The sequence below is a fragment of the Robertkochia aurantiaca genome, from assembly GCF_020166495.1.
GTDB lineage: Bacteria > Bacteroidota > Bacteroidia > Flavobacteriales > Flavobacteriaceae > Robertkochia > Robertkochia aurantiaca.
This window is the reverse complement of record NZ_JAINZS010000005.1, coordinates 558,520-571,278: the sequence shown is the minus strand read 5'-3', so window position 1 is coordinate 571,278 and position 12,759 is coordinate 558,520. Positions and strand designations below refer to the sequence as shown.

The 12,759-nt window shown below is 44.0% G+C and carries 9 protein-coding genes and 1 rRNA gene; 8 read left to right on the top strand and 2 right to left on the bottom strand.

Annotated features, from left to right (window positions below; genetic code table 11):
* Together rrf and K7R10_RS11260 are read left to right on the top strand one after the other, a co-directional pair.
* Positions 1–70, top strand: a 5S ribosomal RNA gene (gene rrf, locus K7R10_RS15370); the annotation flags it as partial.
* Positions 71–543: 473 nt separating this feature from the next.
* Positions 544–1,881: a serine hydrolase domain-containing protein gene (locus tag K7R10_RS11260; protein ID WP_224484813.1), complete on the top strand. Its 1,338-nt coding sequence runs from the start codon at positions 544–546 to the stop codon at positions 1,879–1,881.
* Here K7R10_RS11260 and K7R10_RS11255 read toward each other — a convergent pair.
* Complete coding sequence (locus K7R10_RS11255; RefSeq protein WP_224484812.1) at positions 1,862–3,256, bottom strand: tetratricopeptide repeat protein; 1,395 nt, start codon at positions 3,254–3,256, stop codon at positions 1,862–1,864. The genes K7R10_RS11260 and K7R10_RS11255 overlap by 20 nt on opposite strands.
* Positions 3,256–3,993, bottom strand: a complete 738-nt coding sequence (gene fabG / locus K7R10_RS11250; RefSeq protein WP_224484811.1) for a 3-oxoacyl-ACP reductase FabG — start codon at positions 3,991–3,993, stop codon at positions 3,256–3,258. Before fabG ends, K7R10_RS11255 begins: the two co-directional genes overlap by 1 nt.
* A gap of 430 nt (positions 3,994–4,423) precedes the next feature.
* Here fabG and K7R10_RS11245 point away from each other — a divergent pair, with 430 nt between their 5' ends.
* The 6 genes from K7R10_RS11245 (at position 4,424) to trhA (ending at position 12,755) form a co-directional block, all read left to right on the top strand.
* Positions 4,424–5,950 (top strand): sodium:solute symporter family transporter, encoded by a 1,527-nt coding sequence (locus K7R10_RS11245; protein WP_224484810.1) that lies wholly within the window; start codon positions 4,424–4,426, stop codon positions 5,948–5,950.
* A 107-nt stretch (positions 5,951–6,057) separates the two neighbouring features.
* The gene (locus tag K7R10_RS11240) at positions 6,058–6,918 is read left to right on the top strand and encodes an alpha/beta fold hydrolase (protein ID WP_224484809.1); all 861 of its coding nucleotides are present in this window, start codon (positions 6,058–6,060) and stop codon (positions 6,916–6,918) included.
* Positions 6,919–6,971: 53 nt separating this feature from the next.
* Entirely contained in the window at positions 6,972–9,416 is a 2,445-nt protein-coding gene (locus K7R10_RS11235) for a TonB-dependent receptor (RefSeq protein ID WP_224484808.1), read from the top strand.
* 117 nt (positions 9,417–9,533) lie between these two features.
* Complete coding sequence (locus K7R10_RS11230) at positions 9,534–10,520, top strand: 3-oxoacyl-ACP synthase III family protein (RefSeq protein WP_224484807.1); 987 nt, start codon at positions 9,534–9,536, stop codon at positions 10,518–10,520.
* A 13-nt stretch (positions 10,521–10,533) separates the two neighbouring features.
* Positions 10,534–12,027, top strand: coding sequence for a class I adenylate-forming enzyme family protein (locus K7R10_RS11225; RefSeq protein ID WP_224484806.1), 1,494 nt, complete (start codon positions 10,534–10,536; stop codon positions 12,025–12,027).
* Positions 12,028–12,131: 104 nt separating this feature from the next.
* Entirely contained in the window at positions 12,132–12,755 is a 624-nt protein-coding gene (trhA, locus tag K7R10_RS11220) for a PAQR family membrane homeostasis protein TrhA (RefSeq protein ID WP_224484805.1), read from the top strand.
* Positions 12,756–12,759 lie beyond the last annotated feature (4 nt).

The window sequence follows — 12,759 nt, the reverse complement described above, 5'->3', positions numbered from 1 at the left end:
CCGAACAGAGCAGTTAAGCCCGCCAGCGCCGATGGTACTACGCAAGTGGGAGAGTAGGTCGCCGCCTTCTTTGAAACCCTCATCATGAAAATGATGGGGGTTTTTTGTTTTAAGACCCCTCCGTTCTATTCCCTCCCGCCACCTGGCTCCTTCGCTAAATAGTACCACCGGCACTATTCTTAACGCTCGGCCCTCCTTTTCAAGGGGAGCTGGCCGAAGGCCTGAGGGGTTGAGCCTATGGCAGTAACTAAATTTTATAAAAGGGGAGCTGGCCGAAGGCCTGAGGGATTGTGCTTTAGGCCGGAACCAAGTTTTAATTTTAAGGGGAGCTGGCCGAAGGCCTGAGGGGTTGTGCTGATGTTTAAAGGAATGCCTATTCTTGCCTACCTGCCTACCTGCCTACCTGCCTACCTGCCTACCTGCCTACCTGCCTACCTGCCTACCTGCCTACCTGCCTACCTGCCTACCTGCCTACCTGCCTACCTGCCTACCTCACACCTCACCAAAAAAACTTATCTTCGAATCACCCTAACTATGACTCACATGAAACACTTCTTTGTTCTCTCTTTTCTGCTTGGTTTCCAATATGTATTTGCACAGGCCGGTCTTTTTACCTATCGGGCTGATGATAGAGCTAATTCCGTTAGCGGTTTGCGGGTACCCTATGAGGTGGAACGAAAGGTAGATTCCCTGGTAAATGACGCTGTACAGCAGGAGGCTTTTCCGGGAGCTCAGCTACTGGTCGCAAAAGAGGGAGAGGTGATTTTTCATAAAACATATGGATTTCATACGTACGATAGTTTGCAGCCCGTAAGTCATACCGATCTCTATGACCTGGCTTCGGTCACCAAGATCAGCGGTCCGCTTCCGGCCCTTATGAAATTGGTGGGAGAGGGGGAGATCGATCTTGATGTGCCCTTTAGTAAATACTGGAAGCCCTGGAAGCGGCGCAGCGATAAGCGTGATATCACCCTGCGAGAGATTCTGGCGCATCAGGCAGGACTCCAGCCGTATATCGTTTTTGTTAAGGAGTTGTACAAAAAGAACGGTAAATTCAAAAGAAGATTCATACGCAATGAGAGTTCAAAAAGGTTTCCTGTCAAAATAAGCGATACATTGTTTCTTCACAGAAGGTTTAAAAAGAAAGTATACCGAATTATCAATCGCTCTGAAGTGAGTGGAGAAAAGGAATACCGCTATTCAGGTCTTAGCTTTTTGATATTTCCGGAAATTATAGAGGAAGTAACCGGAGTTCCTTACGAATCGTATGTGAAAAATGAGATTTACCGGCCCATAGGAGCTGATGACCTGATCTTTAATCCGGAAGGACATTATCCAAACGACAAGATCGTGCCTACAGAAATAGACACCATTTTCAGAAAGAAACTGGTGCGGGGTTCAGTGCATGATGAAAATGCCAGTCTTATGGGTGGTGTTTCCGGAAATGCAGGACTTTTCGGAACAGCCGGAGACCTGGCAAAACTGATGCAGCTATACCTGCAGCAAGGGGTTTTCGATGGAGCACCGTTGATTGACCCGTTTGCCGTAAATGAATTCAGGGAGGTCCAGTTTCCTGATAATGATAACCGGCGTGGATTGGGCTTCGATAAGCCTTTGCTTGATAACAAAGACCGATCATTAGAAGATGCATACCCGGCTCCGGATAGCAGCATGCAAAGTTTCGGGCATGCCGGCTTTACGGGGACCTTTGTCTGGGCCGATCCTGAAGGGGATTGGGTTTTTGTTTTTCTTTCCAACCGGGTGTATCCTGACAGAGGTCATCGTTCTTTGTACACGCTCAAGATACGCGAAAAGCTGATGCAGGTATTTTATGATGGTTTCCCTGATGCAGACAGTAGGATCATACCAGCTCGTAAATAGCCTTATCCATTAACTTAACGATGCTTGAAGATGGTTCGACTCCGTAGGTTTCGGTCAATTTTTCGATTTCCTTACGAATGTCTCCCATAAATCTTTTTTCGGTGATGCTGCCCTGTTTGTACTTGATCAGCTTCGAGAACCAGTTGAAGTAGGGGTACCCGGTAAATTGGGTGAGTAGGAAGTTTTCCCGTTCCAAAAGGTTGTATTTCTTGAGAACCTTCCTTAAGGTCTGGTAATCTCTCAAATGTACAAGAGATTCAAAGTAATTTCTGAAGAATCTGTGCCAGTTGTGTTCCAGGATATCTTTTTCGTATAGCTGCAATTGATTTTCGGCATATCGCTTTGAACGCTCATACGCCTTATTTTCGTTGTATCCCCTGATCATAGAAGATATGAACAAGGTTCGGTTATACCGGTTCGACATATTTTTGATCGATGGCAAAGCATTCTGCATGATCTCCAAAGCCTTTTCGGTTTTGCCGAGACGCATCAGGTTGAAGGCATAATTCGTGAGATACATCACATAATCTGGTCCGTCTATATTGGTCGATAATTCGCCATAATGTAAAGCCAGATCGTATTTGTGCAACTTCATCAGAAGTAGTTGCTTGTTCCCGTAGTAATTGATCAGCAGTTTACGCGAGTAATAGGTGCCATTGATGATGTCTTCTTCAATTTCTCCGTAAAAATGCAGGGTTTCCTGTATCAGGCTTTCATCCATAAGGGCCAGATAGGTCAGTAGTACCAGGGATTGATATCTGTTTAGTCCGTCCAGCTGTTGGTCCTGAATATTCTTTTTAAGCCAGTTGCTCCATCTCAGGGCCTGATCAGATAATATGTTGCGATGGTAGTCATTGACGATGTCTGAACTGCATTGGGTCAGTCTGTCGTTAATGTCTTTTCCTCTCCGGTAGTCATCGTGGTACGCATGAATAAAATCATTGATGAGCTTGTAATCGTTCATGCGTACCCTGATGAGCAAAAAATTCAGATAGTCCTTAACTACTTCATAGAATCTGAGAAAATGATAATGATGCGTTTGATATTGCTTAAGGATCTTTAAGAGCTCCCTCTCTTCTTCGGTGTCGATAAGGTCTGCCTTGATCCTCGAATCAAGATAATTGAGTTTCTCATAAAAGTGATCGGTGCAGTTCTCTTCAAGTTTGCCCTGCATCCATTGCATGAGGTGAGAATACTTGCGTTTGTTGATATTCGCGCTGTATTCTTTTTTCGCATGCTGGGAAAGTGAGTTGTGATACACGGTCTGGAATATATGTTCCCTGTCCCTGTCCCTGAACTGACTTAATCGCTCCAGCAGCCTTACCTCGTGAGGAAGTAAAGATTCACTGTATTCTATGAACTTTTTCAGTTTCATTATAATACCAGTCCGCCGTCTACACTTATGGTGGTTCCTGTAATAAATGCTGCGTCGTCCGACGCAAGAAAAGCGTAAGTGTTGGCGATGTCTTCGGGTTTGCCAAGCCTTCCCAGTGGGGTTTTAGACTCGAGATTGGCAATAACCTTTTCGGGTATTGTATTGACCATATCAGTAGCGATAAAGCCCGGAGCCACAGCGTTGACCCTTATACCTTTTCTTCCAAGCTCTCTGGCCCAAACTTTAGACATCCCTATTACCCCTGATTTTGTGGCTACATAATTGGTTTGTCCGAAGTTGCCGTAAATACCCACTACCGAAGCAGCATTGAGGATTACGCCAGAACCGGCTTCTGCCATATGGGCAGCTACCACCTGAGTGCAGTTAAACACGCCGGTGAGATTCACATCGATCACCTGTTGCCAGTCTTTTTCTGTCATTTTTAGCAATGTCGAATCACGTGTGATACCTGCATTATTAATGAGTACATCGATCTTTTTGTATCGGTTGATTATTCCTGCTACCGCGCTTTCAACCTCCTGTCTGACCGTTACGTTTACCTGGAGAAATTCAAGCCTCCCCGTTTGATCATCATCCATGACCTTTTTACCCAGATCGGCATCGATGTCAAGTGCGATGACGGTTCCGCCTTTTTCAAGGAATACGTCAGTAGTTGCTTTTCCGATACCGTTAATTCCGCCGGTTATGATGATAATCTTATTGTCGAATGGTTTCATGTTAAAAGGATTTTTATCCAAATCTAAGCGTCATAATCTGTTACAATTATAGGTAAACATATTTATGCATGTCTGACAATTTTGACTTAATCTCAAATTATATTCATAATGAATTGATTTACAGTTGTTAGTGATTATGAAACAATAAGTTGACTTTTGTGTAATTGCTCTTTCTTTCCCTGAAATTTGCTATTTGTCAGTTCTCTTGTTTGTGTTTTTCAATATAATCGCATCCAAATATTTAAGTTTTAGTCGTTATTTGAGCTTTTTTTGAATTTCCGGGCTTAAAAAGTCAACCCCTATTATTGTGTTTTTTATTTCTTCGGTCTTTTATGAATATCCCTAATATTAGCCACTGAATGATCAAAATATTGATGTCAAAATTGTTGAATGCCTAAATTTTTGGTAGCTAAATTATCGTTTTAATTATATGGATGCTTTTTCTCGTAATATAATCACTGCTTCTCTGGTACTTTTTGCTTTATTCCTTATTGGAGTGGCCATAAAGTCAAGGAGTAAGTCTGACAATCTCAGATCGTATGCTGTTGGTTCTATTACCTTTACACCCCTGTCTGTAGCATTGGCTTTGGCTGCTTCTCTAACCAGTGCAGCCACTTTTATCATTAATCCCGGATTTATTTCTTTATATGGGCTGAGCGCCTATCTGGCTTTCGGGGTGGTTATGCCTCTCGCCATTTTTGTGGCACTCGCTTTTCTGATAAAGAGGTTTAGAAAATACGGTGTTAATGTTGGGTCATTGAGTATTGCAGACTGGTTGGGTAAACGTTATAATTCAAAATTCCTTCAAATCCTGTTCGGTTTTCTCAGCATTCTACTGGTGACATTTATTGTTCTTATATGTGTTGGGATTACCAAAGTAGTGGCTAAGGCATTAGATGCTAATGAGATTTATGTGCTTATTACGGTTGTGGCTATCGTTTTTGGATACATCATGCTGGGCGGGGCAAATGCCATGGTCTATACCAACTCCCTGCAGGCGGTTATCATGATCGTCGTTGCGGGAATCATGTTGACTTCCGGTGCCGAACAGCTCTTTGCCGGTGAAGGCAGCGATATGTTTTCGCAGCTGGCTGCCATCGATCCCGACCTGGTTAAACCATTTAATGAGAAAAGCCCCCTGTTCAGAGATTTCTTTGAAGTAGTGGTCTGTAATGCCATTATAGGTATTGCCATCGTTTGTCAGCCGCATATTCTTACAAAATCTTTATTGCTGAAGAAGGATGAGCAGGTGAATCGTTTTCTGATCTACTCAGTACTGATACTGATACTCTTCTTCTCTGTGGTCTTTACCGGGTTTTATGCCAGACTGCATTTTCCTGACCTGACCATGAACGGAGAGGCGCTTCAAATGGATGGTATTATCTCGGCCTATGTCGTTTCTAAGTTCTCTGTCTATGTTTCCATTTTATTGATCATAGGGCTTATAGCAGCTGGACTTTCAACACTTGAGGGTTTAATACAATCCATTCCAACCACCATAACCAATGATCTTATTCTGCCTTTGCTTGGTTCAGAGAGAGCTGACCGGTCTGCCATAACCATCAACAGATGGGTGGCAGTAGGGATTGCGGTTATGGCCGTACTCCTGTCTGTAGATCAGTTAAGATCGCCGAATTTGAGTGTTGGCATCTTCGCTCAAAACGGCGTATACGCATTCTTTAGTGCAGCTTTTGTACCGGTGCTGTTCGGGATCTTCACCAAGACGCAAAATAAATGGCTGGCCATCATTTCTTCCCTGATAGCTGTCGGAACGCATTTTTCGATCTATTACTTCGAACTGACTCCTTATATGAAAGGAGTTGATGTGAAAAACCCTGCGGTAGCTTCTGCTTTGGCTTTGATCTTATCAACGCTGGTCGGACTGGTGATCTATCTTGTTAAGCCGGCTAAATCAACTGTAAAAGTAAACAAGGACAAACCCGTAACGGCATTTTAATAAATAGTAACATGAAATATTATAGAAGCATACGATTCGCGCTGCATGCATGGATGCTGATTTTTTTCAGTTTTTCCGTGAGTCTGTGTGCACAAAATGAAGATAGCATGAAAAAGCTCAGTTTAAAGGGGCGTGATCTGGATATAGCCTACTTTGATCAAAACCCTGATAAAGAACAGGTGATTTTATTGATCCACGGCTTGGGAAGTAATGCGAAGGCTTACAAAAAAATGATGCCAAATTTCCCTGATAGCTACAGGGTAATCGCCCCGGACCTTCCCGGGTATGGTTCTTCCGAGCAGGGTGATGTTGAGCCGGGGATGCGATCATTTGCGGGCATTATCGATAGCTTCATCAACCAACTCCAATTGAGAAATGTTACCCTGGTCGGTCATTCCATGGGAGGGCAAATAGCCATGACCCTGGCTGTTTCAGACCTTCCGCAGGAAATAGAGCGATTGGTGCTGATAGCACCTGCAGGGATCGAGCAATTTGATGAAAAGGAGCGTCAATGGTTTTACAACACAGCAACCGCAGAGAATATGAAGATGCTAAGTGATGAACAGATACTGAATAATTTCAACGTCAACTTTTACGGGGCAAGAATTCCGGAAGATGCTGCTTTTATGTATAAAGACAGACTGGCGATAAAAAACGATACCGCTGCCTATGACGCTTATCTGGAATTAACCGAGGGGAGTATACGAGCCATGCTTCAAGAGCCGGTATATGATAAAATAGGAGATATTGAGATTCCTGTTTTGGTTCTATACGGCAAGGAAGACCTGTTGATCCCCAACAGATTTCTTCACGCCAATCTCACACAGGATGTTATGCTGAAAAAACTACAGGAAGACTATCCGTCTGTTGAGATTAAGACGGCAGAACGCGCGGGGCATTTTTTGCCCTGGGACAGGCCTGAATGGACCGCAGGGCAGATCATCGATTTCATGGAACCGAATAATTAATGAACAACTAAACATAACTATTTAAAACTACGTTAACCTTAAACTATAACCTTATGAGAAATAAAACTGGATTTTTATTAATGCTTGCGCTGTTTTCCTGTTTTGGGATCATGGCTCAGACCTTCAAGGTCACGGGTACTGTAAGCGACAACGAGGGAAATCCCCTTCCCGGCGCAACGGTATTCTCTCCAGACCGTAACACAGGAGCTACCACTCAGGGAGATGGTACTTATGAGATAGAAGTCTTAAAAGGGACTTTATTGCTGGAAGCCTCCTACGTAGGCTTTTCAACAGCCTCAAAAAAAATAGTCGTAACAGCTGATATGACCGGGGTAGACTTTTCGTTGAAACCCGGAGTCGATCTGGACGAGGTAGTGGTGTATTCAGGTCTGAAAAAGGCAGAGAAGCTTACTAATTCACCTTCTACCATTGTAACGGTGAGTCCGCGGGAGATAGAGCAGTTTGCCGGAAGCCCTGCTGAGCTCCTGGCTCGTAAAAAAGGGGTTGATTATTTCAGAGCCGGTATTGCAACACCTGCGTTTAACATTCGCGGTTTCAACTCCAACTTTAACTCTAAGAACCTGCAGGTGGTAGATAACAGATTTTCTTCACTGGTAGCAACAGGGCTTCCGCTGGGACCTCTCGTAACTACCATCAGGGAAGATACAGAGCAGGTAGAAGTGATACTGGGGCCAAACTCTACTCTTTATGGACCTAACGCGCATAACGGTTTGATCAACACTATCACAAAAGATCCCCGTAAATACGAAGGAACTACTATCGTTGGTAACCTCGGGGTGAATGGAGATGGAAATGCTTACTATTCCTTACGAGGTAGATATGCAGAAAAATTCAATGAGAAATGGGCATTTAAAGCCACAGCAGAATACACGCGTGCCGAGGAATTCGAATATAATGACTCTGTTTATATCGACAGGAATGCAGACGGAATCACAGAAGGATATCCTGAATTCGACCTGGATAACTCCGTGCGATTCTTTAAAACTGAGGCAAGTGCCTACTACTCCCCAAGTGTGGGAACAGACCTGATCGCCACCTACGGGCACAGTAACTCAACCTATCTGGCGCCTACCAATGTAGGTCGTAACCAGATCAAAGACTGGAAGATCAATATTTTTCAATTGCGTTTCAAAACAAAGAATTTCTTTGCCCAGGCTTACCTGACTACAAGTAAAACTGACAGTACTTACTCTATTGATGAGAGAACCAAACAATATTACAGGGGTATCGATGCAGGTTTGACACCAGAAGATGCCGCCGGTGACTTTTCGTACGCCAGTGGTGCCTTGTTTATAGATGATTCAAGAAGATGGAATGCAGAGGTGCAGTACAGCAACACTTTCTTAGATCAGAAGCTGGAAATGGTTACGGGTGCACAATGGCAGTTAGACCAGGCAAACAGTAAGGGTACCTACCTTCTTGATGAGAACGATGATGATTATATCAATGTAGGTCAGCTTGGCGGTTACTTACACCTTGATTACGAGCTTGGATCAGGATTCAGTGCCATCGGAGCGGCTCGTGTTGATAACCATGAGGTATATGGAACCAACTTCATTCCTAAGTTAGGAATTCTTAAAGAGATCGGTTCGGGAACTCTGAGACTGACCTATGGTCAGGGAATTGCAGCTCCAACCATTCTTAACCTGTATGGAAATTTGTTTTCAGGACTTATTCTGGGGAACGCCGAAGGATTTACCCTGGTCGATGGTACCGTTGTTGAGCCTCAGGATGTCGAGAAGCTTACAACCTTTGAATTGGGGTATCGTGGAAGCCTGGCCAAGAACCTGTATGCCGATGTGAATGCTTATTATAACATAAACAAGGATTTCCTTAGCCCTGTAACGGTCGTGGGTGTAGCCACCCAGCGTGGTGATACACCTATGTCTGAAGTACAGGATGGATTCGCTTTCTATAACGGTCTGGTAGCTACCTATATCAATTTTGGTGAGGTGAATACCTATGGTGCTGACTTCAGCCTGACCTATACTTTTACTCCCAAATTGAGTATGACCGCTAATTATTCTTATTTCGATTATTCTTTTGATGAAGACAATCTCGATAACGACTTCAACAATGACGGAGAGGTGAACTTCCTGGATTTTCTGGTCAATGCGCCAACACATAAGGCTAACCTTGGATTGAACTATTCAGGAGACCGATTCTACGGTTCTGTTTTTACAAGATGGGTTGAAGAATATAATTATTTCTCCAGCTTCCAGATCGCTTCTGAAACGATTCCGGGAGAGACTTACCGGGGAGTGCCTATTGTTGAAAACGCGAAAAGTGCTGATACCTGGAACTACGGTCCGCTGGGAGGCTTTGTTTCCTTCGACCTGAACGGTGGGTATCGATTCACAGATCATTTCAGTGTGGGTATCGCCATCACTAACCTATTCAATGAAGATCTTAGAGAATTTACTGCTTCGCCTCCAACCAGAGGACTCTATCTTCTTGAAACCAAGTTTACTTTCTAAGTAGTTTTCGAAGAGAACGTTTCGAAATACTGTGATTTGATTTTAGTTAAATAAAGAACCGGCGTGAAAGCAAAAAGACAGTCTTTCACGCCGGTTTAAACTCTAAATAAGCAAGGAATGACAAATGCAAAAATCATTTCCTCAGGGATGTATGTGCCTGAAAATATCGTTTCCAATCAATACTTTAATGAATTGTTGGGGGAAGACGTTGATACCTGGCTGAGGGAAAATGTACAGATATATAATCGACGATGGTGTACAGAGAATGAATCCACGGCCGACCTATGTGAAAAGGCCGCTCTAAACAGTCTTGAAAATGCAGGCATGAAAGCAGAAGATCTCGATCTGCTGATCATCGCCACTGATACACCCGAATATATTTCGCCTTCGACCTCTTCGGTTGTTCAACATCGTCTTGGCGCTAAAAATGCAGGTACCTTTGACCTGAATGCAGCCTGTGCTGGTTTCGTGACCGCAATGGAAACCGCCTCTCATTTTATACGAAGCGGTAATGTACGTAACGCAATGGTAATCGGTGCGTATGCCATGAGCAAACACCTTAACAAACACGATAAGAAAACGGTGACACTTTTTGCCGATGGTGCCGGTGCCGTTATACTGACCAAGAGTGCTGACCCTGTTAAAGGTTTCCAGGCCAGCAGCATGATCACCAAAGGTGAATATGCGACCTGGATGGGCATCTATGCCGGAGGTACACAGCAGCCGGTTAATAGGGAAGTTCTGGAGAATAACGACCATCAGTTAAAGTTTGTGAGACGGTTTCCTTCAGAGCTCAATCCTGACATGTGGAGTGATATGGCCAGGAAGCTTGCTTCAGATATGCAGATTTCCATAGATGAAGTTGATCATTTTCTTATGACTCAGATCAACATCAATGCTATTTGGGAGACCTTACGTATATTGGGTGTGCCGAAGGAAAAGGCTCATACTGTCATGCATGAGTACGGCTATACCGGGTCTGCGTGCATTCCGATAGCCTTTCACGAGGCATGGCAACAGGGCAAGGTAAAAGATGGAGACACCCTCTTTTTTATCGGTTCCGGAGGCGGTTTAGCCTTTGCAGCCAATTCATTCATTCTTTAAATTCTGATGATCCATGATCAATACGTTCGACTGGTTTTCGAAATGGTCTGAATACAATCCCGAAAGAACAGCCGTTAAGATCGGTGAAACAGGTTCGTCTTATTCGTATGCAAGCCTGAACCGGGCAGCTGCAAACCTGGTGGTATATCTTGAGAAAACCTATCAGCTCAATCGCGGTGACCGTATTGCCATTATAAGCGATAACAGCATTTACCAGATACTGCTTTTTATTGCGGCTCAAAAAAGCGGGTTCGTACTGGTTCCGCTTAATTACAGGCTGGCTTCTGAAGAGCTGGATTATATGATGCAGGACGCAGGAGTGTCTTTGATCTATTACAGGGAAGATTGTGCCGATGCCGCCAAGTTTCCTTCCGAAGTACCCGCTGTGATCATAGATGAGCTGGCAAAATTCTTTGAAATCACAGAAACACCGTCTTTGGCTGATCCCGGTCTGGATGAGAATGATCCGGTTTTCATTCTCTATACCAGCGGGACAACAGGCTTTCCCAAAGGTGCGATGTACACCCATAAAATGCTGTTCTGGAACAGCATCAATACAGCTTTAAGCCTTAATATGTCAGGCAGTACCACCACTCTTAACTGTATGCCTCTTTTTCATACGGGTGGATGGAATGTGTTCCTGACCCCCGTTCTGCATCACGGAGGTACTTTGATATTATTTAATAAATATGAGCCCAAGGAAATACTGAAACGTATTGAAGAAGAACGCCTTGATTTGTTCATGGCTGTGCCCACCATGCTGAGAATGATGACCGATCTTCCTGAATTTAACGAAACCGACCTTTCATCATTAAAATACCTGATCGTAGGAGGGGAAAGTATGCCGCTTCCGCTGATTGATCTCTTTCACAGGAAGGGAATACCGGTAAGGCAGGGTTATGGCCTGACAGAGGCCGGACCTAACCTCACTTCCCTGCATCAGGATGAGGCCAAGCGGAAGGAAGGTTCTATCGGTAAGCCAAACTTCTATGTTCAGATTCGTATAGTTAACGAGAATGATGAAGATGTCAAAGCAGATGAATCAGGAGAGCTGCTGATAGGAGGTCCCATGGTAACCCCGGGATACTGGAACAATAAGGAGGCCACAGAAAAAGCGAGACTTGACAACTGGCTCAGAACCGGAGACGTAGCTTACCGTGATGAGGAGGGCTTTATCTTTATCGTAGACCGCAAAAAAAACATGTACATCAGTGGCGGGGAAAATGTATACCCCGTAGAAGTGGAGCGTGTGCTTTTGCAACATGACGATATTAAGGAAGTCGTGGTGATCGGAGTACCTGACGAAAAATGGGGGGAGAGCGGAGCTGCATTTATTGTAAGTGATAAGAAATTTACCCCCGAAATGATCCTGGACTATTGTCGTGATAAACTGGCGAAGTTTAAGATTCCGGTTCATGTTCAAAACATTACGGAAATCCCTAAGAACGATACAGGGAAGCAGGATCGCAAAACATTGAAAAACCGCTACCTCGAGCAAACCGCATAATTTTCATGCAGTGATTTGATTTTAAGTGAACTGGAGGCTGTTAAGAAGTTGTTAGCAGCCTCCTTTTTTTATGCATGCATGGTATTTTTGGGTATCTTTGAGCCATGGAGCAGACAGTAAATGAAGAAAGGTGGAATGCGCTCTCCCATGGTTTTGGGGCTGCGCTTGGTATTTTAGGTCTTTTTGTATTGATTCATTTTGATACGGGTAAGTCTGAATTCAGCACCTTCAGTATTGTCTTGTACTCCTTTTCAATGATCGTTCTTTTTTTGTCTTCAACGATCTATCACGCGGTGAGTAACAAACATCTGAAAAATGTTTTCAGAAAGCTGGACCATATAAGCATCTACCTCCTTATAGCCGGTACGTATACACCTATTGCACTGATCACTCTGGAAAAAGGTTCCGGGTGGACCATTTTTTGGGTGGTGTGGTCGATAGCGATAGCGGGAACCGTACTTAAGATATTTTTTACGGGTCGCTTTGACAAGCTCTCCCTTCTCTTGTACCTGTTTATGGGATGGCTGATCGTTTTTGACCTGCAATCATTGCTGAGCTTCATGTCAGAGCCGGCGTTGTATCTGATGATGGCGGGCGGTGCCTTTTATACATTGGGTACCATATTTTACGCCATAGAAAGAATACCCTATAACCATGTCATCTGGCATTTCTTTGTTCTGGGGGGAGCTATTTCACACTATTTTATGGTGCTATTGGAAGTAGCTTGACAGG